Here is a 26,859-nt window from a genome sequence, read left to right as displayed (position 1 = left end):
GCCGCATTACGGTGCCGCCCAGGGGCACGGAGTACCATCCGCAGCATGACAGAGCAGCAGTCGTTCGACATCTGGGCCGACCGAGAAGAAAATACTGCTCCGTAGCATGTATATTGCTCCCGTTATGTGGAATACTTCCACCCCTGCCGAAGTTGGAAATGGCATCTGGGCATCTTTCCCGCCCACAGAAGGAGATCTACCGCAATGGCAACCGACTACGACGAACCGCGCGTTCGCCCGGAGGATCAGCCGGCCAACGAGTCGCTCGAGGCAATCCAGGCACAGCGCAGCGCCACCACGCAGACCGCGCTGATCGATGTCGAGGACGGCGAGACCGCCGAAGGCATCGATCTGCCCGGCGCCGATCTTTCGCACGAGGAACTCCTGATCCAGGTCATCCCGGAGCAGGAGGACGAGTTCACCTGCATGTCCTGCTTCCTGGTGCACCACCGCAGCCAGCTCGCCCGTGAGAAGAACGGCGACAAGTTCTGCACCGAGTGCGAGGGCTGAGCGCCCCTCCTGACATCCAGGAGCCCCCGGTCCACGGACCGGGGGCTCCTGTCGTGAAGTGGCGGCTGCCGACCAGTACGGTAAGCGCATGACGCCTTCCCACGTGATCGTCCTGCCCGGCGGCGGGTACTCCGAGCTGTCCGACAACGAGGGGGAGATCGTGGCCGCACGGCTGCGCACCCTCGGTCTCTCGGCCGGGGTGTTCAGGTACCCCGTCCTGACGCGGCACCCGGGACCGCTCGACGCCGTCCGCGCCGAGATCCGCAGGGTCAGGGCCGGCGGCGCCGGCCGCGTGGCGCTGCTCGGGTTCTCCGCGGGCGGTCATCTCGCAGGACATGCAGCACTCGCATCCTCCGTCGCGGACGAGGAGCGCGTCGACGCGGCCGTGCTCTGCTACCCCGTCGTGTCGATGCAGCTGGCCACGCACCGCGGATCCCAGGACCAGCTGATCGGCCCCGAGGCCGACGGCCGCAGCCGCGCGGCGACCTCGCTCGACCGGCTGGTCACGCCGGACGCTCCACCGTTCTTCATCTGGCACACCGCCGCCGACGCCTCCGTCCCGGTGGAGCACGCCTATCTGCTCGGCCAGGCGCTCGCAGCACACGCCGTTCCGCACGCGCTCCACGTCTTCGCCGACGGGGAGCACGGGCTCGGTCTCGCGGAGGGCAGCGGAGCCGCCGAGCAGTGGAGCTCCCTGGCGGCCCGCTGGCTGCAGGCCCAGGGCTGGTGACCCGCCCCACGGTGTCGGTCCCCGCCATGCCATCGGGGCTGTTCGCCCACGTAGGGCCCGACGTCGAGCGGTGATCGCCCAGACACTGGTGGCACTCGGGCCCGTGATCGGTCTGCTCGGCCTCGGGTACGTCCTGCGGGTGCGCAGCTTCGTCTCGCCGGCGTTCTGGCCCCCGGCGGAGCGGCTCTGCTACGTCGTCCTGCTGCCGGCACTGTTCATCCACGGTCTGGCGACGGCCGACCTGGCGGGACTGCCCATCTCCCTCATGGCGCCGGTCCTCGCCGCTCCGGTGGTGCTCACCGCGCTCGGGCTCGTGGCGGCCCAGCGGTGGATGCAGTTCGACGGACCGGCCTTCACCTCCGTGCTGCAGGGCAGTATCCGCTTCAACAACTACCTCGGACTCTCGATCGCGCTGGCCCTCTTCGGGCCCGACGGCGTGGCGCTCGCGGCGATCGCCAACGCCATCCTGGTGCCTCTGGTGAATGTGGTCTGCACGCTCGCGTTCGCCCGGTACGGGGCGGAGACGCTCACCGCCGGTGGCACCGTCCGCAGTATCGCCACCAATCCGCTGATCCTGGGCTGCGTCATCGGGATCTCACTCAATCTGACGGGCCTCGGCCTGCCGCCCGGCGTCGCGGAGTTCGTGCGGACGCTCGGAAGTGCGTCGCTGCCGCTGGGCCTCCTGTGCGTGGGAGCTGCCCTGGAGCTGCGCAGCATGGTCCGCAACCCCTGGGCCGTCGGTCTTGCCGGCACCCTGAAGTTCGGTGTCATGCCGGGCCTGGGGCTTGCCGGCTGCCTGCTGCTTGGCCTCACGGGAGAACCGGCGGCCACCGTGGTCCTGTTCCTGGCGCTGCCCACGGCATCGTCGGCCTTCGTGATGGCCCGCGCCCTCGGCGGGGACGCGCGGCTCATGGCCTCCACCATCACGCTGCAGACCGTGGCCGGCGTGCTCTATCTGCCGGTGGTGTTCCTCGTGATCGCCCGGTTCACCGGGTGAGCCGGGCGGGGCGCGGTACTAAGCATGCTTGCTATGGCTCCGGCCAGAACCTACGGTGAGGAGAACACCTCTTCGAAAGGGCCGTCATGATCACGCTTGACCAGATGAAGGATTCCATGAACGCCGGCGCCACCGTGCTGAGCGAGGACGGAGCCGCCCTCGGGCCCATGGGTCAGCTCTACGTGGACGACGCCACCGGCGAGCCGAGCTGGGTCACGGTGGTCACCCACGCCATGGGCAACCCGGAGTCCTTCGCCCCGCTGCAGGGCGCGGAGCTCGACGGACGCAACGTGCGCCTCCCGTTCAGCCACTCCATGGTGTACGAGTCGCCGAAGATGTCGCAGGACGGCCATCTGAGCCCCGAGGAGGAGCAGCAGCTGCTCCGCTACTACGGACTCATGGCCGCGGAGGACGACGGCGCCGCACCCGATCAGGTCAGCGGGACCGGTGAGGAGCGGGCGCAGTCCTCCCGGCCCGAGGGCGAGTACTCCATGACGCGCTCCGAGGAGCAGCTCCGCGTGGGTACCGAGCTGCGCGAGACCGAGCGCGTGCGCCTGGTCAAGCGCGTGGTCACCGAGGACGTGACCATGACCGTCCAGATCCGGCGCGAGGAGCTCGTGGTGGAGCGCGAGCCCATCGCGAACGGCGCGGCGTACTACGACGACGGCGAGACGCCCTACACGAACGCCGAGCGGGAGCAGCTGTACTCCGCCGTCGAGTCCGCGTTCGACGGCGATGTGGTCGAGGTGGTCCTGTACGAGGAGAAGCCCCGCGTCGAGATGGAGGTGGTCCCGATCGAGCGCGTACGGATCAGCCGAGAGGCCCGGACCCGCGACGAGGTGGTCAGCGCCCAGGTGCGCAAGGAAGTCATCGAGACGGAGACGGTGGAGCCGTAGCACCGGTGCCCTGAGGGTCAGGGCCGAAAGGCCCTGACCCGGCCGTCGGTGGTCTGCGAGGCTGGAGGGTGGCGATCCGCCGCGATCCCGCAGCGAAGTGCCAGCGCTTCCCGGAAGGAACCACAGTGTCCATGACACCTCTCACCCGACCGAGTCCTACGCACACCGCATCCGCGGAGCCCATGCTCGTCGCGGTGCGCGATCCCGCGAGCGACCGCGCCGTCGTCGAGTGGGCAGCGGCACGGGCCGCGTCGCTCGCCGCACCCCTCACGCTCCTTCATGCCGTTGCGGACCCTGCCCTGCTGCCGCCGGGGAGCTCCTTCGGCGACGAGGTCAAGCGTGGCAGGGAGCTGATCGTCAGGGAGGCGTCCCGTGTGGGGGAGGCCCACCCGGGCCTCCGCGTCAGCACCTACCTGCACTGCGGCGGGATCGTCGAGGCGCTCCTCGGGCTCGCCGCCACCGCTCCCATGCTCGTGGTCGGCGCGGACCGTCAGGATCCGGCCAGCGGCGAGTTCAAGGGCTCCGTCGCACTCCGGGTGGCGCTCAACTCCAGCGCGCCCGTCGTCGTCGTACCTCCTGCACCATCCGCAGCATCGGCAGCCTCGGGCGGGGGTGTGGTAGTGGGCGTGGACGGGTCGGAGATGTCGAGGACCGCCCTGCTCAGGGCTGCCGAGGAGGCGGATGCGACGGCGGGTCAGCTGACCGTGGTCACCACCCCCGACGCCGCTGCCGGGCCGAGGGCGCTCGAGGGGCCGGAACTGGTGCGCGAGCTGCAGGCACGCTTCCCGGCGTTGACGGTCCGGTGGGTCGTGGACGACGTCCATGGACCGGTGCAGGCGCTGTCCTCACGGGCCGCAGGGGCCGACCTTCTGGTGATCGGCCGGCACGGGAGCGGGGCGCGGTCGGGCATGTCGCTCGGCTCCGTGACCCACCGGCTCCTGCTCGAGCCGCCCTGCCCCACCCTCGTCGTGACCCGGGCACCGGCGTCCGGCGCATGATCTGCCGGGGACGGGAGCCGTGAAGACGAAAGATTGGAATGCAATTCGGTCACGATGGCAGCTCGTGGTCGACCCCGGGTGCGCGGGGCGTTACATTCAGGCAAAGGGCATCGCCCCGTTCCGGTCTCAGCCAGGAAGTCCCGCCATCACCTCCTCCACGCCTGTGCACGTCCTCGACGACGTCGCACGCTCGATTCCCGCCCCCATGAACGACGAATCCTCCGCACCTCCGGATCTCACGGCACTCCTCGTGGCGACGGGCCTGAAGGATGCCCAGGCGTTCCGGGCCCTCTACTCGGCGTGCTCGCGGCGCGTGTTCGGCCTGGCCCGGAGGATCCTCGGTGATCCGGAGGTCAGCGCCGAGGTGACACAGGAGGTCTTCCTCCTCCTCTGGGAGCAGGGCGACCGCTACAAGCCCGGGCTGGGGCACCCGATCTCCTGGATCATGACGCTCACCCACCGGCGAGCCGTCGATCGCCTCCGCTCGGAAGTCGCCCGTGCCGGGCGTGACGAGGCGTGGGGGAGGCGGCACTGGTCCACGGGTTTCGACGAGGTGGCGGAGCAGGTCACCGGACGGGACGAGGCCGAGCGCGTGCATGCCAGTCTGGCCGCCCTGTCGCTGGTGCAGCGCGAGGCGATCTCCCTGGCCTACTTCTCGCACCTGACCTACGCCGAGGTGGCCGAGCGGCTCGGCGTACCCGTGCCGACCGCGAAGACCCGCATCCGGGACGGACTGAAGAAGCTGCGGGTGGCGCTGGAGCCGGACATGGCGCTGACCTGACTCCGGGGGTGGTCAGCGATAGGTGCGGGCGAAGAACCGGAAGCGGTCACCGCGGAACACCGATCGCGTCCACTCGACCGGGGAGCCCGATTCGTCGAGCCCGAGCCGGTGGATGAGGAGCAGGGGAGAGCCGGTCTCGATCGCGAGGAGCCCAGCATCGGCAGGACCCGCGATGGCCGTCTCCACGGTGTCCTCGACCTCGGCGACCCGCCTGCCGTAGTGGGAGGCGAGCGCAGCGTAGAGCGAGCCGTCCTGCTCCAGGATCCGGCCCAGATCCGTCAGCGTCCCCGGGAGGTGCGCCACCTCGTGGGCCAGCGGCTCCTCGTCGATCAGGCGCACCCGTTCCACGCGGGTCAGGCCGGTGCCGGGGACCACGCGCAGCTGCCCGGCGAGATGCTCGTCGGCCTCCGGATGGTCGATCCCGAGGATGATCGACGAGATGCCGAGGCCCTGTGCCCTCGCGTCGTCGGTGAAGGACGTCCGCTGGCGGACGTAGGCCCGGTGCTCCCGGGCCACGAAGGTCCCCTTGCCCTGGGTCCGGTGCAGGACGCCCTCGGCCACGAGTTCGGCGATGGCCTGCCGGATCGTGGTCCGCGAGGTCCCGTAGCGCACCGCCAACGCTCGCTCCGTGGGGAGGGACGCCTCCGGGCCGGCCTCGAGGGCCAGGCGGCGGAGATCCTCCTTCACCCCGTAGTACTTCGGTGCCGCGAACCCCCGGTCGGTCATCCGTCGATAGTACCGCCGTCTTCCCCAGATTGGTCTAAGCCAATCTATTGACTTCAGAATTGGTCTAGGCCAAGCTGATCGAACTGACCGGCCCGCGGTATTCACGACGAAAGGAACGATGGCGATGCTCTCACCCAGGAGGTCCCGGCGCACTGCAGCTACCGTCGGCGCCGCTCTCTCGGTCGCCCTGATGCTGTCCGCCTGCTCGGGAGATTCTGGGGATGGATCCTCCGACGGCACGATCGACGTCTGGGCCCACACCGGTCAGGCGGCGGAGACCGAAGCGCTCCAGATGCTCGTGGAGAAGTTCAACTCCTCCCAGGAGGACGTCACCGCGAACCTCACGCTCATTCCGGAAGCCGACTACACCAGCACCATCCAGGCGACGTCGGCCGAGGAGCTGCCCGACGTCATGGAGATGGACGCCCCCACCATGGCGGCGTTCGCCTACGACCGCAAGCTCATCCCGCTCGACGACGTCGTCTCCTCCGAGACGCTCGACAACCGGATCAGCGGCGTCACGGAGAGCGGCACGTACAACGACGCCACCTATGCAGTGGGCATGTTCGACGTCGGCCTGGGCCTGTGGGGCAACAGGGCGCTGCTCGCCGAAGCCGGGATCGAGGCCCCCGCCACCGCCGAGGAAGCCTGGACCACCGAGGAGTTCACGGCCAACCTCGAGAAGCTTGCCGAGGTCTCACCCTCCGGCAAGGCGATCGACCTCGGAGAAGCCAACGGTTTCGCGGGCGAGTGGGGAACGTTCACCACCACGCCCGATCTCTGGTCGGCCGGCGGCACGCTCATGAAGGACGGCAAGGCCGACGGCGTCCTCAACAGCGACGACAACGTGGAAGCACTCGAGGAGTGGGCGTCCTGGCGCGAGTTCGCCGATCCCAATACCAGTGGCAGTGCCTTCCAGGACGGGCAGACCGCGCTGACCTGGACCGGCAACTGGATGTACCCCACCTTCAGCGAGGCGCTGGGTGAGGATCTCGCACTCATGCCACTGCCCGACTTCGGCAACGGCACCAAGGCCGGTCACGGGTCCTGGCAGTGGGGCGTCACGCCCGTTGCGGAGGACGACCCCGAGGCCGCGGGAGCTTTCCTGGACTTCCTCCTCACGGATGAGAGCATCAGCGCGATGGTGGAGGCCAACGCGGCCGTGCCGGGGAGCACCTCGGCACTCGAACAGAGCGAGCTGTACGGAGCGGACAAGCCGCTGGAACTCTTCGCCACGAATCTCGAGTCCGCGTGCGGCTCCGACAGCGTCACCGAGGAGTGCATCGCCGTCGCACGCCCCGTGACACCCGGCTACCCGACGGTGACGAGCTCGTTCGGCAGCGCCCTGCTGGCAATCTGGGGAGGTGCCGAGGTGAAGGACGAACTGGACTCCGCGGCGCGCGCGATCGACTCCGACTTCTCGGACAACAACGGCTACCAGGACGATTAGAAGCTCGGAAGGCGGGGCCCACGGGCCTCCGCCGCCCGGTCGGAGGAGTTCGCCATCGCTACCACCACAGGCCTCACGCCCGCCCGGGCCCCCGCCGCGGTTCCCCGGTCCAGCAGGACCAGGCGGTCCAGGACCGGGGGACTGGCGGGTCCGCTCATGGCCTCACCGGCGCTGCTGCTCCTGCTGCTCTTCGTTGCCGTACCCTTCCTCGCCGCGATCGGGTTCTCGCTCTACAACGTCCGGCTGGGAGATCCGCGGGCCCCGACCTTCATGGGGTTCACGCAGTACGCGCGGATCCTCACGGATCCCGACATCTCCCGTCAGTTCCTCCAGGCGCTGCTGCACAACCTGATCTTCGCGGCGGTCGTGGTGCCGGTGCAGACGGCTCTCGCGCTCTCCCTGGCACTCCTGGTCAAGAAGACCATCCCCGGGGTGGGGATCTTCCGGTCCCTGTTCTTCCTCCCCGTCGTCTTCCCGATCGCGCTGGTGGCGATCATCTGGCGCCTGATCCTGGCCCGGGGCGACGACGGCCTGCTCAACTCCGCGCTCGGGTTCTTCTCGGGCGGGGCCTTCGGCTCGCAGGACTGGCTGGGATCCGGCCTCACCGCCCTGGCCTCCGTGATCGTCCTGTCCATCTGGCAGGGTTGCGGCTTCCAGATGGTGATCCTGCTCGCGGCACTGCAGCAGGTGCCGGCGGAACTCTACGAGGCGGCGGAGCTCGACCGCGCCAGTGCCTGGCAGCGCTTCATCCACGTGACCGTCCCGGGCATCAAGACCACCCTGGTCTTCGTGGCGCTGTACACGATGATTCTCTCCCTGCGGGTCTTCGACCAGATCTACGTGCTCGCCAAATCGGGCGGTGGCCTGAACGAGGGGGCCACGCGCACCGTCATGTACGAGGCGGTGACCGCGGCCTTCGACGAGAACAACATCGGACGGGCCAGTGCCATCTCCGTGGTCTTCTTCGTCATCGTCGTCATCCTGTCCGTCATCCAGCGCCGTGCCACCCGAGAGAAGGAGGGCTGAGATGGCTCAGACCAGCGCACCGTCGCAGAGGATCAGCCGGCGGGAGATGGCCTCGCGGGTGCCGCACTACGCGACGCTCCTGATCACCGGACTGCTGTTCCTCGCGCCGGTGGCCTACATGGTCGCGGCGTCCCTCGCCCCGGCCAGCGACACCCTTGCCGGATTCGCCGTGTTCGATGTGACGCAGTGGGGCCTGCACAACTACTCGGGCGTGGCGGCCAGTCTCTCCTCGGACAGCACCGGTCACCTGTGGCGCTTCTTCGCGGTTTCCTTCACGGTGACGATCGCCGTCGTCGGGCTGGGGCTGGTGGTGAACTCCATGGCCGCCTACGCTCTCTCCCGGCTGGCGTGGCGCGGGCGTGGGCTGGCGCTCTTCGCCATCCTGCTGCTCCTGATCGTGCCCTTCGAGGCCGTCGCCGTCCCCATGTTCTACCTCTACAACGACGCGCGGAACACCCTCTGGATCCAGATCGTGCCCTTCATCGGCAACGCGCTGTCCATTTTCCTCTTCTACTCCTTCTTCTCCGGTATCCCGCACAGCATCGACGAAGCGGCCCGAATGGACGGTGCGGGCCCGTGGCGCATCTTCTGGCGAATCATCGCTCCCATGAGCAAGCCGGCTTACGCCTCGGTGGCCATCCTCACCTTCCTCACTCAGTGGGGTTCCTTCCTGTGGCCCGTGCTGATGATCTCCGATCCCAACCTCAGGCCGCTGCCTCTGCAGATCAGCGTCTTCGCCGGGCAGCTGCCGCCGGCCTGGGGCCAGGTCATGGCCTTCGGCGTTCTACTCGTCCTGCCGGTGATCATCGTCTTCCTGATCTTCCAGCGCTGGTTCATCGAAGGCGTGGCGAGTTCTGCCGTCAAGGGCTGACATCGTCATGTCCTGCCCGCCCCTCATGAGAAAGGACAGATCGTGGAGGTCGTCATCCTGCCCGACCCCGCCACCGTCGGCGCCCACGCCGCGGCACTCATCGCCGCGCGCGCCGAGCTGATCCCTGATCTGGTCCTCGGAGTCGCCACCGGTTCCTCACCGCGGGAGACCTACCGTGAGCTCGCCAGGCTGCGCGGGGAGTCGCCGACCAGATTCGACCACGTACGTTGCTTCGCGCTCGACGAGTACGTCGGCCTGCCACCGGGACACCCGGCGAGCTACGCCGTCGTCGTCGCCGAGGAGGTGACCGGACCCCTGGGTCTCGATCCCGCCCGCGTGCACACCCCGGACGGGGACGCCGCGCACATCCGCGAGGCCGGCCCGGCCTACGAGGAGGCGCTGGCCCGCGCGGGCGGGGTGGATCTCCAGCTCCTCGGCATCGGCTCGAACGGGCACATCGGCTTCAACGAGCCGACGTCGTCCCTCGCCTCCCGCACCCGCATCAAGGCCCTGTCGGAGCGGACCCGACAGGACAACGCCAGATTCTTCGACGACGGCGTCGGTGTGCCCACGCACTGCATCACGCAGGGGCTCGGCACCATCATGGAGGCGCGCGAGATCGTCCTCGTGGCCCAGGGCGAGGCGAAGGCCGAGGCCGTCGCGGCGGCGATCGAGGGTCCCGTCGCGAGCATGTGCCCGGCCTCGATACTGCAGTTCCACCAGCGCGCCACCTTCGTGCTGGACGAAGCCGCTGCCTCGCGGCTGACCCTGACCGACTACTACCGGTCCGTCGCCGCCGCGATCCCCCTGCTCGGCCTGGACGGGTCATGACCCTCCGCCTCCCCGACCACTGGGTATGGGACAGCTGGCTGGTCGACGACGACGAGCAGTACCACCTGTTCTTCCTGCGCGCGAGCAGGGCGCTGATCGATCCGGACCGACGTCACTTCCGCGCGTCGATCGGCCACGCGGTGTCCGGGGACCTGGAGGAGTGGACCCTCCTCCCGGATGCACTCGTCGCCGCCGCTGAACCGGCGTGGGACGATCTTGCCACCTGGACCGGATGCACCGTCCGTGGCCCCGACGGCACCTGGCACCTGTTCTACACGGGCGTCAGCCGTGCCGAGAACGGATTGCAGCAGCGCATCGGCTCCGCCGTCTCGAAGGACCTCATCACCTGGACACGGTCCGAGATGCCCGTCCTCGAGGCCGACCCTCGCTGGTACGAGAAGCTGGGCGAGGGTACCTGGGCGGACGAGGCATGGCGGGACCCCTTCGTGTTCTTCGACGAGGACTCGCGACTCTGGCAGATGGTGATCTCCGCACGGGGTCGCGAGGGCGATCCCGATCAGCGCGCCGTCGTCGGACACGCCGTCAGCGCAGACCTCACGCACTGGTCCGTCCGACCACCGTTGTCCGAGCCGGCCGGCTTCGGCGAGATGGAAGTGATCCAGTCGCGCGAGGTGGACGACGAGGCGGTGCTCCTGTTCTCCTGCCTTCCCGACCGAGCGCCGGGTATCGACTTCCACACCTCGAGCACCGGCACCTGGATAGCCAGCGGCCGGAGCCTGTTGGGGCCCTGGGACCTGACCGGCAGCACCAGCTTCTTCGTCCCAGGTATCTACTCCGCACAGCTGTTCCGCAAGCGCGACGGCGAATGGGTGGTCTTCGGCTTCCAGAACAGCGTGGACGGCAGATTCGTGGGCGAGATCGCGAGCCCGGTCCCGCTCACGGAGCTGCTCGCCGGCCGGACGCTCCTCCCCGCCATCACCTCCAGCCACTGACCGCAGGTATCACCCCGACGAAGGAGAAACAGCAATGTTCAGAAGATTCATCGCCTCAGGATCCGTAGCCGCACTCATCGCCGCGAGCGCCGTCGTCGGAGCAGGACCCGCACTCGCAGGTAATGACAAGGGCAAGGACAAGACCACAGAGGTGACCGTGATGTCCTTCAACATCCATTACGGAGCCGACGACGACAATGTCTTCGATCTCGAGCGCACCGCATCGGTCATCGAGGACTCGGGAGCCGAGATCATCGGGCTGCAGGAGGTGGACAACCACTGGGGTGCCCGTAGCGACTTCCTCGACGAGGCGGCAGTGCTCGCGGACCGGCTGGACATGCATGTGGTGTACGGCGCCAATCTGGACGAGCCGCCCCTGCCCGGTGACACGGACAATCGCCAGTACGGCACAGCGATCCTCAGCGAGTACCCGATCCTCTCCTCGGAGAACCACCTCCTGGAGAACATCGAGTACGCCGAACGACCTACCGAGCAGCGCGGCCTGCTCGAGGCGGTGGTGAATGTACGCGGCAATCACATTGCGTTCTACAGCACACACCTCGACTTCCAGCGGGAGGAGCAGCGCGCCTCGCAGGTCCAGGAGATCCTCGAGATCACCGGGACCAGCAAGCGGCCCGCAGTGATCGTCGGAGACCTCAACGCTGCGCCTGACGCTCCGGAGTTGCAGCCCCTCTTCTCGGTGTTCACCGACACCTTCGCGGCTCTGGGCCAGAACGAGGACTACACCTTCGGGGCCGATCTCGAAGGACTGCCCGGAAGCGGATCGGTGGAGAACCCCAATCTCCGCATCGATTACATCCTGACCGCGCGGGGAGCACGGGCGACGTCGGCCAAGGTCGTGCAGACGACGGCATCCGACCACCTTCCCATCATCGCCGAGCTGTCCATCACCAAGACGCCCAACGGCAAGGTCAAGTAGCCCGACACCGAGGTGCAGGACGGGTTGAGCGCTGCCGGCCAGGTGTGTCGGCAGCGCCCAGCCCGTCCGAGGCGCCACCGCCGTTCCCTTACGATCTGCCGTTCTCGACCGACAGCATACGGTGGGGCCGCGGATCGCACGGGCCCGTTCCCTTCGGCAGGAAACGGATGTACCAGTGGACAGTGCGCGAGCCCCCGGAAGGCACGACGTCGGAGCCCGCCGTCCTGCCGATGAAGCCGCGCCGCGTCCCTCCGTATCGACCCCGTCGGGATCGTCATGACGCCGACCGCCGACTACGAACAGCTGTTCCACCGGGCGCCGTGCAGCTATCTCGTCACGGATGAGAGCTGGACCATCACTGCCGCCAACGGCACCTTCCTCGACTGGACGGGGTACACGCGCGACGACGTGGTCGGGGTGGCGCTTCCCCGCCTGATGTCCGCGGACGACCGGCTCGCGCACGCATCGCGCGAGGTGCCGCGGATGCAGCTCACGGGGGCCGTGTCCGAGGTGTCGATCGAGATCGTCGACGTGCTCGGTCGGCACCGGGCCGCACTGCTCACGGCGGTCCGCTCGGTCCACGAGGACGGTACCGCGGAGTTCCGCGTCATCATCTTCAGTGCACACGAACGCCACCAGTACGAGCTGGAACTCGTCGCGGCCCGCAGGAGCGCCGAGGAGTCCGAGGAACGCAGCATCCGCGCAGAAGCCGGACTCCAGTACCTCGCCCTGCACGACTCGCTCACGAGCCTGCCGAACAGGCCGGGACTCGCGGCGATCCTCGAGAAGGAACTCGCGGACCGGCAGCCCGACGTCTCGATCGCCCTCCTCTTCGTGGACCTCGACCATTTCAAGTCCGTCAACGACAGCCTCGGCCACAACGCCGGGGACGAGCTCCTCACCATCGTGGCGCAGCGCCTCTCCTCGAGCGTCCGCGGGACCGGCACCGTGGCGCGGCTGGCAGGCGACGAGTTCGTCGTCGTCGAGCACGTGGGGTCGGCGACCGACGCGACGGTGCTGGCGGAGCGGCTGCTCGATACCATCAACCGGTCCATGGTCATCGAGGGCCTGGAGGTGGTCTGCTCCGCCAGCATCGGCATCGCGCTCGCCGACGAGACCGCCGACCCGGAGCGCCTGCTGCGCTGGGCCGACATCGCCATGTACCGGGCGAAGGCCCGTGGGCGCAACACCTGGGAGGTCCACGACCCCTCCGAGGCGGATCCGGCGGTGAACCGCATGCGCCTGCTCGGGGAACTCCGGCACGGCATCGAGGACGGACAGCTGCGCGTCCACTACCAGCCGCGGATGAACATCGCGACGAACAGCGCCATCGGCGTGGAGGCCCTGGTGCGCTGGGAGCACCCCACCCGCGGCCTCCTGCAGCCCGGAGACTTCATCGACCTGGCGGAGGAGTCCGGCCTGATCCGCGGGCTCGGCGCCTGGGTGCTGGACGAGGCCGTGCAGCAGGGTGCGCAGTGGAACCGTGCGGGCTCGGGGGAGGCGCCCGTGGGCATGGCCGTCAATCTCTCTCCCCGGCAGCTCGTGGACCCGCAGCTCACCGGTATCGTCGAGGCGGTCCTCGCCCGGCACGACTTCGATCCCGGGCTGCTGATCCTGGAGATCACCGAGACGGCGCTCATGGAGAACCCCGAGATGGCGCTGAAGGTGCTCACGGCGCTCAAGGCCCTCGGTGTGGGCCTGGCCATCGACGACTTCGGTACGGGCTACGCCAGCCTCACCTATCTCAAGCACTTCCCCATCGACGAGCTCAAGATCGACCGGTCGTTCGTCAGCGGGCTCGGCGCCGGCAACGGTGACGCCGCGATCGTCTCGAGCTGCATCCAGCTGGCCCATGCCGTGGGTATCAGGGCCGTGGCCGAGGGGGTCGAGACGGACTACCAGCGCTCCGCGCTGCTCACCATGGGCTGCGACCTGGCGCAGGGCTTCCACTACAGCCGGCCGCTGGCCCCCGATCTCCTGGCGGACTGGATCACGGCCCGGCCCCCGGTGGCTCCGCAGATCGCGGTGGACCTGACGGACCCGGAGCCCGACGACGACGTCGAGGCGCTCGCGGTCGTCTGACCCGCCGTCGTCCGATGCCGCGACGTCGGGCGACCTGCTATCGGATACCAAGCACGCTGATGATGCGCGTAGGGTGACAGCACGACGTCGGGCCATGACCGGCAGGTCTCTGCAGGAGCGGCAGGGCGTCGGACCCACCACGCAGGACCCAGCGGAAGGACGCCCCATGAGTACCCACAGCGAGCAGCCCCAGCACGACGAATCGGCCGACGAGGAACTGTCCGAGTCCCTCGAGGGCCACGAAGCCCTGTCCGAGGACGGCGACGCGCCCTCACCCCTCGAGGAGGACGGCAACAGCCCGGTCCGGACCGAGAACAGCTGACCGATCGCGTTCCACGAAGGGGCGTCCGCCGGTGCGGGCGCCCCTTCTGCGTGCTCGCGCCGCCAGCACCTGCCGAGATGGCGGAAATCACCATCGGCGCCGCCGATCGGCGGTCATTCCTGCCATCTCGGCAAGGCCGGGGACGACGACGGCGGGACGACGCTCAGCGCGCGAAAATGTCGTCGAGTGTGACGGTGATGAGACCTCGGTCCTCAATGAGCTGGCGGAGTCGAGGGAACACCCGCGTCACGGCAGGGAAGTTCAGGTGACCGATGACGATGTGGGCGGGCAGGAACCACTCCGTGGCGAGGTCGATGATCTGCTGTTCGGTACGGGGGCCGGAATCTGCCAGGGAGCCGTACCACATGACCGGTGAGGTGTAGCCGAGCGAGGCGGCGGCGGCGTCGGTCCGCCCGTCGCGGTACCCGAACGGGGGCCGATAGTAGGGCCGGGGATCCACGCCGAAGGTGTCGACGATGAAGTCGTGGTTCCGCTGCAGCTCGGAGGCGATACCCGCGTCGCTGAGGCTGGTGAGGCTCGCGTGGGACCAGGTGTGGTTGCCGAGCTGGATCTGGCCCGACGTCACAAGGGGTTGCAGGAGTGCGGCGTGCTCCGACCAGGCGGGGTAGGAGCCGTTCAGGAAGAAGGTCAGACGTGTGCCGCTCGTCCGGGCGAACTCGATGTAGCGGCGCACCACCTCACTGTCGGAGCCGTCGTCGACCGTCCACGCCAGCACCGGTTCGGGTGACGGGAGCCCGGTGATCGCGCCTGGAGGCAGTGGCACCCGCGTCACCGGCGGAGGAGTGCTCAGGACGGTCGCGGGCTCGGTCGGCGACGCTGCGGCGTGCCTTGAAGGGTCGAGTGCCTCAGAACAGTGGCCAGGGTACCGCCGACATGCGTCCCCCTGGAGCGGGGAATCGCCCCGCCGACCGCAGCCGGGCACAGCGTGCGTCGAGCGCCGTGATCTCTCCGGGGGTGAGGAGATTCGTCAGGTGTCGACCCAGCTCACCCTGCAGCCCGTCCCGGACACGGTCGATGCCCTCGAGTTCCTCGGCCGTCAGGGCGTCCCCCAGCCAGCCCCAGAGGACGGTGCGCAACTTGTGGTCGCTGTGGAAGGTGAGACCGTGGTCCACGCCGTACCGGTGTCCGTCACTCATGGCCAGGACGTGGTCGCCCTTCCGGTCGGCGTTGTTGACGACGGCGTCGAACACCGCCATGCGTCGGAGCGCGGGTGAGTCCTCGTGCACGAGGGCGACCACCCGGCCGCTCTCGTCCTGTCCCTCGAGCACCTGTTTCCAGCCAGCCTCCGGCACTTCGTCGGCGGGGAGCAGGTCCACGGCGCTTCGGTCGGGATCCTGCTCCTGCCACAGCTGCACCATCCCTTCGCCGAGCGGACCGTCACGCAGCCAGGTCCGCGGCACGATGTTCCAGCCCAGCACCTCCGAGACCAGATAAGCCGCCACCTCGCGGTGGGCCAGCGCCCCGTCGGGGAAGTCCCATAGCGGGTGCTCGCCCGCCATCGGCTTGTAGACCACCGCGGCGTCCCCGATACTGCCCAGGAAGGTGGCGTTCGACGCCGTCGTGATGCGGCCGGTGAGGGTGAGATCGGCGGTCACGAGGTCCGGAGCCGGCATCAGTCCTCGGGAGGGGTGCAGCTGTGCCCGTCGGCGTCGATGGGACGCCCGCAGTCGGAGCAGGTGGGACGCCCGGCCCCGACCACCTCGCGCGTGCGCATGGCGAACGCGCGGGCGGTACCCACCGGCATACGGACACGGAGCATCTCCGGTACGTCGACGTCGTCCTCACTGAGCAGGGCATCGATGACCTCGGCGTCGTCGTCCGTGTCCACCTCGATGAGCGGGTACGCCTCGATGACCACCTGCAGCGTGGCCGGATCCCACCCCAGGCTCATGGCGCCGGTGCGGAACTGCTCCTCGACGGACTCGAGCTGGTCGTTGTCGACGAGCTCCGTGGGCGTGCCCACGGGAACGCTGAAGGGATTGCCGTCCAGATTGATCAGCTGGTCGAGGATCTCGTCGATCTTCTCGGCGAGGAGGGCCGACTGCTGTTTCTCCAGGGCGATACTGACGATCTGGGTTCCTGCGCGGACCTGCAGGTAGAAGGTGCGCTCCCCAGGGACGCCTATGGTGCCGACGACGACCCGATCAGGCCAGGCGAACTCGTGAACTTGTGTAGGCATGTCTCCATTTTAGGCGCTTCAGGGCGGTGGCGCTTGCTGACCTGCACCGCCACCGACCGGCGCATCACCGGAGTGCGCGCTCGTGGCGAGCCAGGCCAGGTCGCCCGCGTCGGTGTTGGTCGCGTGGACGGTGGGCCGGCCTGTGCCGTAGTGGACGATCGAGACCGAGGCAGGGCCCACACTGATGCGCTGGAACAGGTCGAGGTGCATGCCGAAGGCATCCGCGAGGACCGACTTGATGATGTCCCCGTGGCTCACCGCCACCCACACGGCTCCCGGCCCGTGCTCGCCCTGGAAGGCTGCATCGCGGCGCCGGATCGCCGCCACGGCGCGCGTCTGCATCCCCGCCATGGATTCGCCGCCGGGGAAAGTGACGGCGGAGGGCTGGGACTGCACCATCGGCCACAACTCCTCGGCCGCGAGCTCCGTGAGCGTACGCCCCTGCCATCGGCCGTAGTCGCACTCGGTGAGATCGACGTCGACCGGCGCGTGCGGGGCCCCCTGCTGGCGGTCGAGGATGAACCGGGCCGTCTGCCGGCACCGCTCGAGCGGGCTCGACACCACCCCGACGAGGGGCACGGCGGCGAGCCGGTCCCCGGTCACGACCGCCTGGTGACGCCCGACGTCGTCCAGGTCGACGCCGGGGGTCCGTCCGGCCAGCAGTCCGGAGGCGTTCGCTGTGGTGCGGCCGTGCCGCACGAGAATCACTGTGGCCATCCACCCAGCGTAGCCATGTGCCCGACGGCAGCACGCACCGGCCGTGGGCGCCGCCCGCATGAGGATAATCTTGCACGGCCAGCAATTGCGGTCTGACGCTCATGAAGCGAAATCCTTTGAGCAGCTACCAGTCAGACTTCCTGATCGCGGCAAGTGATCTCCTCGGATAGCAAATCGCCGGTTAGCGAGTGCACGAGGTCTGTTCCTCATCTGCCATCATTAGCTCATGACTTCAGAGATCCCTGGGGAGGACTCGAACCGTTTCCCGCCCCAGCAGCCGCAGCAACCTTCTCCCAATGCCTCCGCACACGGGGCATCAACGCAAACACCGTCACCTCGACAGACCAAGCAGAAAAACGTTGTGGGTCTCATCGCACTGATAGCGGCGATTCTGGGCTTCATCTTCGCCTGCATTCCGGGCGCACTCATCGTTGGATGGATTCTTCTCCCAATAGCCTTCATCCTCGGGCTTGTTTCTCTCTTTCTCCGGGACAAGTCCAAGTGGATGGGGATCACGGCGATCATTCTGTCGATCGTGGGGACGATCGTGGGAGTTCTGGTATTCCTCACGGTCGTCACGACTTCCATTGATGAGGCGTTCGAAAGTGGCGATACGACAGTCGTCGAACCGTCCGCTGATGCTGTTGCCGAGAACGCTGGACCCAGCGACGATGCCGCAGAAGAGGATGACGCGGAAGGGGAGGCCGGGACTCGAATGAATCCATACCCGGTCGGATCGGTCATCGAATCCGACGACTGGCGCCTTATCGTTGACTCCGTCACTCTAGCTGCCACGGACGTAGTCCTTAACGCCAATGAGTTCAATGAGCCGCCAGCTGACGGGTCGGAATACATTCTCGTGAATTACTCGGCCACCTATCTAGGTGATGATCCTGACGGCCAGTTGCCCGCATTCGTGACACTGGAATACGTAACGGCCGAGGGAACCACGGTCAACAGCTTCGACAATTTGGTCGTTGCGCCCGAGCCGATTGATATGTCAGGCACCCTTTACACGGGTGGCACGGCCACAGGTAATGTCGCGTTCGAGGTGCCATCGGCGTCTGCTGGCGAAGGAGTTCTTGCTGTCAGCCCCGGTATGCTAGCCGATAAGGTGTTCGTCGCAGTCCAGTAGTACCTTCAAGTCGACCAGGAAGCCTTCGGCGATATGCCGGGGGCTTCCTCGATGTCGGCGGTGTTCACTCATCTCCCGGAGTTGAATATCTGCTTAGTTCAGCGGTAGGTGCCGAATTTCCTCGAGTGCAGTGATTCTGAGGACCAGCAGAACGGCTGTCAGAAGAGCCAGTGTCGAATCGATGCCCTCTCCCAAGAAGACCGTCCGACGGGCAGGCGGACTCAAGTACCAGCGGCGGCCGGCAAGAAGCAGCGCGGTTATTTTGTCAGGCCAGGGCCAGGACTTCGGGGCGCTGCAACTCGACAGCTGGTCGGTTCAGCGATGCTCTCCGGAGTCATCTGAGTGCTACGAGTAGGTTGCACGGCCACCCAGCGGAGCCATGTGCCCGACGGCGGCACGCACCGGCCGTGGGCGCCGCCCGCGACCGGCCGTCACTCCACCGCTAGGACTTGTCCTTCTTCTTCTCCTCGATCGCCTTCACCAGTGCGGCGTCGTCGAGCTTCTGCCAGGGCGAGGCGTCGGAGCCCTGGACGGCCGCCTCGGGGCTGTCGCTCTGGCTCCACCACTTCGCCTCGTACACCCGGCCGTCCACGAGGATGCGGTCCCCCCGCTCGTACACCGCCTTCGGTTCCCACTCCGGGTACAGTCCGGCCGGAGCCGTGGCGACGGGCACGGGGCGCTCGTCCGGCAGCACCGGTCCCAGCAGCGTCCACGGGGTCTCCTCCGCCTGCAGCACCGGATTGTCCGGCACGTCGCCCTGTGTCCAGTACTTCGCGGTGTACACGTAGCCGTGCCACACCACGCGGTCGTCCTCCCGGTACGTGCCCACGTCGGACCAGATGGGGTAGGGGCTGGTCTCCGGATCGTCCTCGACCAGGGCCTCGGGCGATTCCTCGGCGACGGGTTCCTCAGCGAGCGTCGCGGCGCGGCCCTCGAAATCGGCGCCGAGCACGGGGGCGAAGGTAAACCCCTTCTGGTCGATACCGCTGCAGGAGTCGGACACCAGGGTGGTGTCGCCGTAGTTCTCGCTGCACGTGGCGTCGCGATTGAGCGACCACATGGACATGCGTCCCGCGCCACGCTCGGTGGCGAAGGCATTGAAGGCCTCCGCGTCCTCGAGCGTGAACACCTCACCCACGACGTCGTTCTGCCCGATCATGGGCGTCAGCCCGATCTTCCGCCACGCAGCCTGCGGCCCGAGCGGCATGCCTGCCCGCTCGTACAGCACCTGCACCTGGCGGTGCGTGGCGTCCGCGGCGTTCTTCGACGCCGTCAGCATGTCGGTCCCCTCCGGCCGGCTGCCACCGTAGTCCATGGTCATGACGTTCACGCCGGCGAGATCCACGCCCGCCTCGAGGAACTGCGCGACGGCGGCCGTACCCTCGGCTGTCAGTCCCGTGGGGGCCACGGGCAGGGTCAGCCACACGTTGAGCGGCCGCGCCGTGCCGGCGCGTTCCTTCTGCAGCGTCGCCATGGCCTCCGCCCGCCGCTCCCCGGCAGCGGTGTCCGACAGGTTCTCACCCTCGATGTCGAGGTCGACGGTCGAGAGCTCGTACCGGTCGATCACCTGCGCGTACGCGTCCACGAGGTCGTCGGGGTCGGTGCAGGCCGTGGCCAGCTCGTCGTTCAGCAGCCCGCCGAAGGACACGATCACCTCCCCGTTGTCCTGCGTCATGCGTGCCACGCGGCGGTCCAGGTCGAGGCCGGTCTCGGCGTCGTCGAGCGAGTAGTAGGTGCCCCACGACGGCGCGCACGGTTCGGTCTTCGAGGCCACGATGAAGGACAGCACCGCACCCCCACCGATGTCCTTCGCCGGGTCCTCGAAGGCGTAGGAGGGGGTGGCCGTGACGTCGACGTAACCGGCGAAGAACGAGCCGGCGCTCTCGGCGGTGCGGGCGTCCTCCCAGCGGTTGAAGCCGGTGAGGCCGCCCACGGTGACGGCCGCGACGGCGCCGGTGAGCAGGCAGAGGCGGGCCAGGGAGAGTTTCCGGCCCGGGAAACGTGCAGACACGATGAACCCCAGATCATGACGGCAGCAGGAGGAGGAAGGACGAGCGTGAGACCGCGAATGCTGCGTGAAAGGCTTATGGTACCGACCAGGATCATCCGCGCAACCCGCTAACGGTCACCCGCGAGATGCCGAGAGTACGGCACGGAACCGGGCCTCTGGGGAACACCGCCCGGCCAGGAATCGTCCCTCGACTGCCGGGTAGCCATGTCAGAACACGTCACCACCACCGAGCGCACCTCCACGTCGGTCCGCCGTCGCCAGTGGGGCGCCGAGCGACGTTCGGAGCCCCTGTCGATCGTGCATCCGACACCGTCCGCCCGGAAGCTCGCCCTGGGACGCCTGGCCATCGTCACCACGGTCCTGGCGTGGATGACGTACATCGTCACCACGATCCTGCGCCAGTTCGCGAACAACCCGAATGCGGGCTTCCGGTTCCAGCTGGAGGCGGTGTCCTACCTGGTCGTCGTCACGTTCCTGACCTTCTCGGCACTCATGTACCTGGTGGCACGCCAGGGGGCCATGTACAGGTTCAAGGACCACCGGCGGGTGCCACGCGGCGAGCTGGACCGCCACTTCGCCGATCACCGCGAGGGCATCACCGTGCTGGTGCCCTCCTACGCCGAGGAACCCGCCGTCGTGCGCGCCACCCTGTGGTCCGCCGCGCTGCAGGAATTCCCCAACATCCGGGTGGTCCTCCTGCTCGACGACCCGCCGCACCCGAAGGACCCGGTGACGCGCGAGCGGCTGGAGGCCACGCGGGCACTGACCTTCGAGATCGAGTCCGGTCTGCTGGAGCCCTCCACCCGCGCCGCGGCGGCCCTCGCCGCCTTCGAGGCGGACGTGGCCGCCCGCGGCGCCGACGCCCCGCCGTCGTGCCTCGACCTGCCACCGCTCATCGCCGCGTACGAGGCCGCCGCCGTCTGGCTCGAGGACATGGCCGACGCCGAGACGGTCGAGGACCACGTGGACGAGTTCTTCGTGGATCTCGTGGTCATGGGTCTGGCGCGCGAGCTGCGCCTGACCATGTACGCCCTCGACGCCGCGCTGGTGCAGGAGCAGTGCCCCGAACCGGAGCGCGTCCGGGAGCTGTACGTCCGGCTGGTGCGGATCTTCTCGACGAGGCTCGAGACCTTCGAGCGGAAGGCCTACGCGTCGCTCTCGCACGAGGCCAACAAGGCCATGAACCTGAACGCCTACATCTCGCTCATGGGCCGGCGCTGGCGGAAGGAGCACGTGGCCACCGGGACGGTGCTGCGACCCCTGGCCGACGGGGAGGACGCGGACGCCCCCGAGATCCTGGACGTCCAGGACTCCACCTACCTGCTCACGCTCGACGCCGACTCCCTCCTCCTGCGCGACTACTGCGTGCGCCTGGTGTACCTGCTCGAATCACCCGGGAACGAGCGGATCGCCGTCACGCAGACACCGTACTCCTCGTTCCGCGGCGCGCCGACGCGCATCGAGCGGGTGGCGGGCGCGACCACGGACATCCAGCACATCCTGCACCAGGGCATGTCCTACTACGGCGCCACGTTCTGGGTGGGCGCGAACGCCGTGATCCGCAAGCGGGCCGTGGAGGACATCGTCGAGGTCGAGAACGTGGGCGGGTTCGAGATCAAGACCTACATCCAGGACCGCACGGTCATCGAGGACACCGAATCGAGCGTGGACCTCGGCACCCACGGCTGGACCCTCATGAACTACCCCGAGCGCCTGAGCTACAGTGCCACGCCGCCCGACTTCGGCTCCCTCGTGGTGCAGCGCCGGCGCTGGGCCAACGGCGGGCTGCTGATCCTGCCGAAGCTGTGGAACCAGGTACGCCACCGCCGCCACCTGCGAGAGCAGATCCTGGCCCGGGAGCTCCTGCTGCGGGTCAACTACATGGCGTCGATCGCCTGGGCGAGCTTCGGGCTGCTCTTCCTGCTCGCCTACCCCTACGACAGCAGGCTACTGAGCCCGGTGGTGTTCCTCGCCGCCGCACCGTACTTCCTCGCGATGGGCAGTGACCTGCGGGACTGCGGGCACCGGTTCTCCGACATCTTCCGGATCTACGGGTTCAACCTCGTCCTGCTGCCGGTGAACCTGGCCGGTGTGCTGAAGTCCATCCAGCAGGCGTTTACGGGGGAGAAGATCCCGTTCGTGCGCACCCCGAAGGTGAAGGACCGCACGGCCGCGCCTGGCTTCTACGTGGTGATCCCCTACGCCATCGTGGCCTTCTCGCTGCTCACCCTGGTGCGGGACGCCCTGGAGCAGAACTGGGGCAACGCGGTCTTCGCCGGCCTGAACGCCATGCTCGCGGCCGGCGCCATCCGCGCCTACATCGGGATCAACAACTCCGTGGTGGACATGTGGCTCGGCGTCCTGAACTGGCTGTACGTGTCGCCGCGCGTCCGGAAGGTCGAGGAGTCGAAGGTGGTGCCGAAGACGGCGGCCGAGGCGGACTGGGAGTCCATCCTCTACCACGGGGACCGCCGCCTGAACCGTGACCTCCGCTCGGGCAACGACCGCCGCCGGCGGGCCGGGGTGCGCTGAGCGAGGCCCGTGCCGGGTATATTCATCAGGTTCCTCACCTCGCTCGGGAACCGTTTCCGTGGTGTCCGACTGGTAGAAGGTGTTCACGTGACCCGTATCGAGTATCCGGACCTGACGGGCGCCGTTGTGGAGGGTGCGACTCCTCCGGACGTGCAGGACCCCGGGCAGCGTGAGCTGTTCGAGTCGGTGGTGGTGAACGTCAACGACGTGGTGCTGGTGACCGAGGCCGAACCGCTGGACCTGTCCTCCGGAGGCCCCCGCGTCCTGTACGTCAATCCGGCGTTCACCCGGATGACCGGCTACACGCCGGAGGAGATCGTGGGCCGCACGCCGCGGATCCTGCAGTCGCCCAGGACCGACCGGGCGGAACTCGACAGGCTGCGCGCCGCCCTGCAGGCGTGGGAGCCGGTCGAGGTGGAGCTCCTGAACGTCCGCAAGGACGGCGTGGAGTTCTGGGTGCAGATCAACATCACGCCGGTAGCAAATGCCCGCGGCTGGTACACGCACTGGGTGGCCGTCCAGCGTGAGATCACCGAACGGAAGAATCGCGAGCTCGCCCTGCACAGCATGCTCGAGAGCACCTCGGACCTGATGGTCCTCGTGGACGGGCACGGCGAGCTCCTGACGGTCAGCCCGACGGCGATGCGCCTGCTCGGCGTCCCCGCCGCAGGGCTCGCAGGACGCGACGTCCGCGAGCTGGTGCACCCGGACGATCTCCCGGCCCTCCACACCCTGCTGGAGCCCTCCACCCTGCCGCGCTTCGGCCGCGACGCCACCGCGGAAGTGCGGTTCAGGCACGACGACGGGCGCTGGCTCTGGTTCGAGGCGGCCATCGCGGAGCTCGGCGGGCAGCCGGACACCGCCGGGCAGCCCCGTGTGCTGGCGTGCGCCGAGATCACGGACCTGAAACAGGCGCAGGGCGCCCTGGAGGAACTCAACAGCCGCTTCCGCAGCGCCTTCGACGACGCGCCGATCGGGATGGCGATCACGGGTCTGACGGGCCGCTTCCTGCAGGTGAACCGCGCCTTCGCGGACCTGCTCGGCTACCCGGAGGAGGCGCTCCTGCGGATGGCGGTCCAGGACGTCACCCATCCGGAGGACGCCGCCCACAGCGTGCGGCAGCGCCAGTCGCTGCTCAGGGGCACCCGCGCGCGGCACCAGCACGAGACGCGGTTCCTGCACGCTGACGGGTCCGTGGTGGGCGTCCTGCACTCCTCCTCGGCCGTCGCGAACGGGGACGGCCGGCCGGTGCTGGTGATCGACCACGTGGAGGACATCACCGACCGGCGGATCTTCGAGGCACGACTGCGCCACCAGGCGCTCCACGACCCCCTGACCTCGCTACCGAATCGCGCGCTGTTCCTGGACCGCCTCCACCAGGCGCTCAATCCCGACGAGCGTGGAACCGCGACCCGGTCCGGGGTCGCCGTGCTCTTCTGCGACCTGGACCGGTTCAAGGCCATCAACGACACCTACGGCCATCTCGTCGGGGACCTGGTCCTCACCGCCACGGCCCGACGGTTCCAGGACGCGGTCGGCGGCGCCGGTACCGTGGCCCGGCTCGGCGGGGACGAGCTCGTGGTGCTGTGCCCCGACGTGACGGCGGAGGAGGCTGCGGCGGTCGCCGACCGGATCATGGCGGGCGCGCGCGAACCGGTCGTGGTCAACGGGCACTCCGTACTGGTCACGGTGTCGGTGGGCATCGCCCTCTCGGACGGCGGACGGACCACCGCCGAACAGCTCCTGCGCGACAGTGACGACGCGATGTACCAGGCGAAGGACGCCGGGCGGGACCGGGCGACGGCGCACGACGCCGTCCACGGCGGCCAGGTACGCAGGCGCCTGCAGCTGGAGAGCGAACTGCAGGCGGCCATCCGCGAGGACCGGCTGCGCCTGCACTACCAGCCCCAGGTGGACCTCACCGGGGACGCCGTGGTGGGGGTGGAGGCCCTCGTGCGGTGGGAGCACCCCCAGCACGGGCTCCTGATGCCCGGTGATTTCATCGACATCGCGGAGGGGGCCGGTCTCATGGGAGAGCTCGGCCGCTGGGTCCTGCGGACTGCCGTCGCCCGGGCCGGGACGGAACTCAGGCGCCTGCAGACGGACGCTGCGGGACCGACGGGCGACACGGCGGTCCTTCCCGCCCAGGCCGCGCCGATCATGTGGGTCAACGTGTCGGCCTCCGAGCTCGACGACCCCGACTTCGCCGCCTCCGTCGAGGACGCCCTGCGGGAGTACGACCTCCCGGGGCGCGCCCTGGGCCTGGAGATCACCGAGAGCGTCCTCATGAATGACCCCAACCGGGTGAGGCTGACCCTTGCCCGCCTGCGCTCGCTCGACGTCCACCTGGCGATCGACGATTTCGGGACGGGCTACTCCTCCCTGTCCTACATCGCCCAGTTCCCCGTCACCACGCTGAAGATCGACGGGAGCTTCGTGGCGGGCCTCGACGACCCCGACCGGCGCCGGGAGTCCTTCGCCGTGGTCACCGCCGTGATCGGACTGGCCCACGCGCTGCGCCTGACGGTCATCGCCGAGGGTATCGAGACCGCGACCCAGGCGCTGATCCTGCACGGGCTCGGCTGCGACCAGGGCCAGGGGTACCTGTACGGGAGGCCGGCCGAGGCCCGGGCCGCCGAGGAGCCCACCTGACGGAGGCTGGTCGCCTCAGGTCCCGCAGTACGTCGTGTAGGCGCCGAAGTCCTCCGGCGGCCCGGAGGCGTAGCGCTCCAGCCCGGGGCGTTCCTCGAAGGGCCGGGTGACGGCGTCGACCAGCCTGTCCAGGGGCCCCAGGTCTCCGAGGGTCGCCGATTCGAGCGCTTCCTCGACCAGATGGTTGCGCGGGATGTAGAGCGGATTGACCCGGTCCATCGCGTCCGCATCGGGGCCCAGGGCCAGCCAGCGGGCGGCCCAGGCGTCGAAGGCGGCGACGTCGAGCACCCTGTCGCGTGCCGGGCGCGCATCGCCGCGGGCGGCCGAGGCGAGACCGCGGAAGAACGCGGTGTAGTCCACGTGGTTGTCCTGCAGCAGCGAGAGCACGTCCCGGGCCAGCGACGCCGCGACGGCCCCGTCGACGTCGTCGGGCAGTCCCAGCTTGGCGCTCATGCCGGCCAGCCACACCGCGGTGTACTGCGGACGGAAGGCCTCGAGCGCCGCGACCGCGAGCCGGACGGCCTCCTCCTGGTCCTCGGCGATGAGCGGGAGCAGGGTCTCGGCGAGGCGCGCGAGATTCCACTCGGCGATGGGCGGCTGATTGGCGTAGGCGTAGCGGCCGTCGCGATCGATGGAGCTGTAGCTGGCACCGTGGTCGAAGACGTCCATGAAGGCGCACGGTCCGTAGTCGATGGTCTCGCCCGAGATGGTCATGTTGTCGGTGTTCATCACGCCGTGGACGAAGCCCACGAGCATCCACTGCGCCACGAGGGCCGCCTGCGCGCTCACCACGGACTCGAAGAACGCCAGGTACGGCCGCTCGGCGGAGCCCGACTCGGGGTAATGACGGCCGATGGCGTGGTCCGCGAGGCGCTTCAGGAGGCTCCGGTCCCCGCTGGCCGCCGCGTACTGGAAGCTCCCCACGCGCAGATGGCTGCCGGCCACGCGGGTGAGGACGGCGCCGGGCAGCAGCCTCTCGCGGCGCACCTCGCGTCCGGTCGCGGTGACGGCGAGCGAGCGGGTGGTCGGAATGTTGAGGGCGTGCATCGCCTCGCTCACGATGTACTCGCGGAGCATGGGCCCGACGACGGCAAGACCGTCGCCGCCGCGCGCGAACGGCGTCCGCCCCGATCCCTTGAGGTGGAGGTCGCGGAGCCGACCGGCCGTGTCGGTGAGCTCACCGAGGAGGAGGGCCCTGCCGTCGCCGAGCCCCGGGTTGAAGCTGCCGAACTGATGTCCGGAGTAGGCCTGCGCCACGGGGCTGGCGCCGTCGGGCGGGGACGTCCCGAGCAGCAGGGCCAGACCCTCGGGGGAGCGGAGGCCGGCGGCGTCGAGACCGAGCTCGGCCGCGAGGGGTTCGTTGAGGGTTAGGAGGCGTGGCGCCGGGGCCGCGTCCGCCTGCCAGGCGACAGCCATCTCGGGCAGGTCCCGGGCGAAGTGGTCGTCGACGGTGATCCTGGACCGGATAGGCGCGCTCATCCCTCCACCGTACGCGCGCC

Annotated in this window: 24 protein-coding genes; 17 read left to right on the top strand and 7 right to left on the bottom strand. The window is 68.8% G+C overall.

What is annotated here, in order from left to right; genetic code table 11:
- The first annotated feature begins 204 nt into the window (after positions 1 to 204).
- The 6 genes from Q0747_RS03570 to Q0747_RS03545 all read left to right on the top strand — a co-directional run bounded on the left by Q0747_RS03570 (position 205) and on the right by Q0747_RS03545 (position 4,912).
- Positions 205 to 510 carry a DUF4193 domain-containing protein gene (locus Q0747_RS03570; RefSeq protein WP_136455768.1) on the top strand — a complete coding sequence of 102 codons (306 nt, stop codon included), beginning with the start codon at positions 205 to 207 and terminating at the stop codon, positions 508 to 510.
- Between the two features lie 88 nt (positions 511 to 598).
- A complete protein-coding gene (locus tag Q0747_RS03565) occupies positions 599 to 1,240 on the top strand; it encodes an alpha/beta hydrolase (RefSeq protein WP_298251889.1) in 642 nt (213 codons plus the stop codon).
- Between the two features lie 70 nt (positions 1,241 to 1,310).
- The gene (locus Q0747_RS03560; RefSeq protein ID WP_298251888.1) at positions 1,311 to 2,237 is read left to right on the top strand and encodes an AEC family transporter; all 927 of its coding nucleotides are present in this window, start codon (positions 1,311 to 1,313) and stop codon (positions 2,235 to 2,237) included.
- Between the two features lie 86 nt (positions 2,238 to 2,323).
- Positions 2,324 to 3,133: a YsnF/AvaK domain-containing protein gene (locus Q0747_RS03555; RefSeq protein ID WP_298251887.1), complete on the top strand. Its 810-nt coding sequence runs from the start codon at positions 2,324 to 2,326 to the stop codon at positions 3,131 to 3,133.
- A gap of 131 nt (positions 3,134 to 3,264) precedes the next feature.
- Positions 3,265 to 4,131 (top strand): universal stress protein, encoded by an 867-nt coding sequence (locus Q0747_RS03550; RefSeq protein ID WP_298251886.1) that lies wholly within the window; start codon positions 3,265 to 3,267, stop codon positions 4,129 to 4,131.
- A 205-nt stretch (positions 4,132 to 4,336) separates the two neighbouring features.
- Positions 4,337 to 4,912 carry a sigma-70 family RNA polymerase sigma factor gene (locus Q0747_RS03545; RefSeq protein WP_298251885.1) on the top strand — a complete coding sequence of 192 codons (576 nt, stop codon included), beginning with the start codon at positions 4,337 to 4,339 and terminating at the stop codon, positions 4,910 to 4,912.
- Positions 4,913 to 4,924: 12 nt separating this feature from the next.
- Here Q0747_RS03545 and Q0747_RS03540 read toward each other — a convergent pair whose 3' ends face one another.
- The gene (locus tag Q0747_RS03540) at positions 4,925 to 5,638 is read right to left on the bottom strand and encodes a GntR family transcriptional regulator (RefSeq protein WP_298251884.1); all 714 of its coding nucleotides are present in this window, start codon (positions 5,636 to 5,638) and stop codon (positions 4,925 to 4,927) included.
- Positions 5,639 to 5,762: 124 nt separating this feature from the next.
- Here Q0747_RS03540 and Q0747_RS03535 point away from each other — a divergent pair, with 124 nt between their 5' ends.
- From Q0747_RS03535 to Q0747_RS03500, 8 genes are all read left to right on the top strand, one after another.
- Positions 5,763 to 7,088, top strand: coding sequence for an ABC transporter substrate-binding protein (locus Q0747_RS03535; RefSeq protein ID WP_298251883.1), 1,326 nt, complete (start codon positions 5,763 to 5,765; stop codon positions 7,086 to 7,088).
- A gap of 156 nt (positions 7,089 to 7,244) precedes the next feature.
- A complete protein-coding gene (locus tag Q0747_RS03530) occupies positions 7,245 to 8,114 on the top strand; it encodes a carbohydrate ABC transporter permease (RefSeq protein ID WP_298251882.1) in 870 nt (289 codons plus the stop codon).
- A gap of 1 nt (position 8,115) precedes the next feature.
- Complete coding sequence (locus Q0747_RS03525; protein WP_298251881.1) at positions 8,116 to 8,985, top strand: carbohydrate ABC transporter permease; 870 nt, start codon at positions 8,116 to 8,118, stop codon at positions 8,983 to 8,985.
- Between the two features lie 39 nt (positions 8,986 to 9,024).
- Entirely contained in the window at positions 9,025 to 9,816 is a 792-nt protein-coding gene (locus Q0747_RS03520; protein WP_298252266.1) for a glucosamine-6-phosphate deaminase, read from the top strand.
- A complete protein-coding gene (locus Q0747_RS03515; RefSeq protein ID WP_298251880.1) occupies positions 9,813 to 10,769 on the top strand; it encodes a glycoside hydrolase family 68 protein in 957 nt (318 codons plus the stop codon). Before Q0747_RS03520 ends, Q0747_RS03515 begins: the two co-directional genes overlap by 4 nt.
- 34 nt (positions 10,770 to 10,803) lie before the next feature.
- On the top strand, positions 10,804 to 11,709 hold the full coding sequence (locus Q0747_RS03510) for an endonuclease/exonuclease/phosphatase family protein (protein ID WP_298251879.1): 906 nt from the start codon (positions 10,804 to 10,806) through the stop codon (positions 11,707 to 11,709).
- A gap of 276 nt (positions 11,710 to 11,985) precedes the next feature.
- Entirely contained in the window at positions 11,986 to 13,791 is a 1,806-nt protein-coding gene (locus Q0747_RS03505) for a bifunctional diguanylate cyclase/phosphodiesterase (RefSeq protein ID WP_298251878.1), read from the top strand.
- Positions 13,792 to 13,957: 166 nt separating this feature from the next.
- Positions 13,958 to 14,113, top strand: coding sequence for a hypothetical protein (locus Q0747_RS03500; RefSeq protein WP_298251877.1), 156 nt, complete (start codon positions 13,958 to 13,960; stop codon positions 14,111 to 14,113).
- A gap of 163 nt (positions 14,114 to 14,276) precedes the next feature.
- On the opposite strand, the gene Q0747_RS03495 is transcribed toward Q0747_RS03500, so the two are convergent.
- The 4 genes from Q0747_RS03495 to Q0747_RS03480 form a co-directional block, all read right to left on the bottom strand.
- On the bottom strand, positions 14,277 to 14,897 hold the full coding sequence (locus Q0747_RS03495; protein WP_298251876.1) for a polysaccharide deacetylase family protein: 621 nt from the start codon (positions 14,895 to 14,897) through the stop codon (positions 14,277 to 14,279).
- An 82-nt stretch (positions 14,898 to 14,979) separates the two neighbouring features.
- Positions 14,980 to 15,747 carry an SCO1664 family protein gene (locus tag Q0747_RS03490; protein WP_298251875.1) on the bottom strand — a complete coding sequence of 256 codons (768 nt, stop codon included), beginning with the start codon at positions 15,745 to 15,747 and terminating at the stop codon, positions 14,980 to 14,982.
- Complete coding sequence (locus tag Q0747_RS03485) at positions 15,747 to 16,313, bottom strand: DUF3090 domain-containing protein (RefSeq protein WP_298251874.1); 567 nt, start codon at positions 16,311 to 16,313, stop codon at positions 15,747 to 15,749. The genes Q0747_RS03490 and Q0747_RS03485 overlap by 1 nt, the downstream gene beginning before the upstream one ends.
- 18 nt (positions 16,314 to 16,331) lie before the next feature.
- Complete coding sequence (locus tag Q0747_RS03480; RefSeq protein WP_298251873.1) at positions 16,332 to 17,030, bottom strand: histidine phosphatase family protein; 699 nt, start codon at positions 17,028 to 17,030, stop codon at positions 16,332 to 16,334.
- 361 nt (positions 17,031 to 17,391) lie between these two features.
- Here Q0747_RS03480 and Q0747_RS03475 point away from each other — a divergent pair, with 361 nt between their 5' ends.
- The gene (locus Q0747_RS03475; protein WP_298251872.1) at positions 17,392 to 18,165 is read left to right on the top strand and encodes a hypothetical protein; all 774 of its coding nucleotides are present in this window, start codon (positions 17,392 to 17,394) and stop codon (positions 18,163 to 18,165) included.
- A gap of 442 nt (positions 18,166 to 18,607) precedes the next feature.
- On the opposite strand, the gene Q0747_RS03470 is transcribed toward Q0747_RS03475, so the two are convergent.
- Positions 18,608 to 20,176 carry a chitinase gene (locus Q0747_RS03470; protein ID WP_298251871.1) on the bottom strand — a complete coding sequence of 523 codons (1,569 nt, stop codon included), beginning with the start codon at positions 20,174 to 20,176 and terminating at the stop codon, positions 18,608 to 18,610.
- Between the two features lie 204 nt (positions 20,177 to 20,380).
- On the opposite strand from Q0747_RS03470, the gene Q0747_RS03465 reads away from it, so the two are divergent.
- The gene (locus tag Q0747_RS03465; protein ID WP_298251870.1) at positions 20,381 to 22,708 is read left to right on the top strand and encodes a glycosyltransferase family 2 protein; all 2,328 of its coding nucleotides are present in this window, start codon (positions 20,381 to 20,383) and stop codon (positions 22,706 to 22,708) included.
- An 87-nt stretch (positions 22,709 to 22,795) separates the two neighbouring features.
- Positions 22,796 to 25,360: a bifunctional diguanylate cyclase/phosphodiesterase gene (locus tag Q0747_RS03460; protein WP_298251869.1), complete on the top strand. Its 2,565-nt coding sequence runs from the start codon at positions 22,796 to 22,798 to the stop codon at positions 25,358 to 25,360.
- A gap of 15 nt (positions 25,361 to 25,375) precedes the next feature.
- Here Q0747_RS03460 and Q0747_RS03455 read toward each other — a convergent pair whose 3' ends face one another.
- The gene (locus Q0747_RS03455; protein ID WP_298251868.1) at positions 25,376 to 26,839 is read right to left on the bottom strand and encodes a YdiU family protein; all 1,464 of its coding nucleotides are present in this window, start codon (positions 26,837 to 26,839) and stop codon (positions 25,376 to 25,378) included.
- Positions 26,840 to 26,859 lie beyond the last annotated feature (20 nt).

The sequence above is a fragment of the uncultured Arthrobacter sp. genome, from assembly GCF_947493765.1.
In the GTDB taxonomy this organism is placed as follows: Bacteria; Actinomycetota; Actinomycetes; order Actinomycetales; family Micrococcaceae; genus Arthrobacter_D.
Note: the sequence above shows the minus strand (reverse complement) of the source record. Positions and strands in the feature narration are given on the sequence as shown.

Coding starts and splice junctions, on each gene's coding strand:
- Q0747_RS03570 (WP_136455768.1), top strand. CDS start 205: ATGGCAACCGACTACGACGAACCGCGCGTTCGCCCGGAGGATCAGCCG.
- Q0747_RS03565 (WP_298251889.1), top strand. CDS start 599: ATGACGCCTTCCCACGTGATCGTCCTGCCCGGCGGCGGGTACTCCGAG.
- Q0747_RS03555 (WP_298251887.1), top strand. CDS start 2,324: ATGATCACGCTTGACCAGATGAAGGATTCCATGAACGCCGGCGCCACC.
- Q0747_RS03550 (WP_298251886.1), top strand. CDS start 3,265: ATGACACCTCTCACCCGACCGAGTCCTACGCACACCGCATCCGCGGAG.
- Q0747_RS03545 (WP_298251885.1), top strand. CDS start 4,337: ATGAACGACGAATCCTCCGCACCTCCGGATCTCACGGCACTCCTCGTG.
- Q0747_RS03540 (WP_298251884.1), bottom strand. CDS start 5,638: ATGACCGACCGGGGGTTCGCGGCACCGAAGTACTACGGGGTGAAGGAG.
- Q0747_RS03535 (WP_298251883.1), top strand. CDS start 5,763: ATGCTCTCACCCAGGAGGTCCCGGCGCACTGCAGCTACCGTCGGCGCC.
- Q0747_RS03530 (WP_298251882.1), top strand. CDS start 7,245: ATGGCCTCACCGGCGCTGCTGCTCCTGCTGCTCTTCGTTGCCGTACCC.
- Q0747_RS03525 (WP_298251881.1), top strand. CDS start 8,116: ATGGCTCAGACCAGCGCACCGTCGCAGAGGATCAGCCGGCGGGAGATG.
- Q0747_RS03515 (WP_298251880.1), top strand. CDS start 9,813: ATGACCCTCCGCCTCCCCGACCACTGGGTATGGGACAGCTGGCTGGTC.
- Q0747_RS03510 (WP_298251879.1), top strand. CDS start 10,804: ATGTTCAGAAGATTCATCGCCTCAGGATCCGTAGCCGCACTCATCGCC.
- Q0747_RS03505 (WP_298251878.1), top strand. CDS start 11,986: ATGACGCCGACCGCCGACTACGAACAGCTGTTCCACCGGGCGCCGTGC.
- Q0747_RS03500 (WP_298251877.1), top strand. CDS start 13,958: ATGAGTACCCACAGCGAGCAGCCCCAGCACGACGAATCGGCCGACGAG.
- Q0747_RS03490 (WP_298251875.1), bottom strand. CDS start 15,747: ATGCCGGCTCCGGACCTCGTGACCGCCGATCTCACCCTCACCGGCCGC.
- Q0747_RS03485 (WP_298251874.1), bottom strand. CDS start 16,313: ATGCCTACACAAGTTCACGAGTTCGCCTGGCCTGATCGGGTCGTCGTC.
- Q0747_RS03480 (WP_298251873.1), bottom strand. CDS start 17,030: ATGGCCACAGTGATTCTCGTGCGGCACGGCCGCACCACAGCGAACGCC.
- Q0747_RS03465 (WP_298251870.1), top strand. CDS start 20,381: ATGTCAGAACACGTCACCACCACCGAGCGCACCTCCACGTCGGTCCGC.
- Q0747_RS03455 (WP_298251868.1), bottom strand. CDS start 26,839: ATGAGCGCGCCTATCCGGTCCAGGATCACCGTCGACGACCACTTCGCC.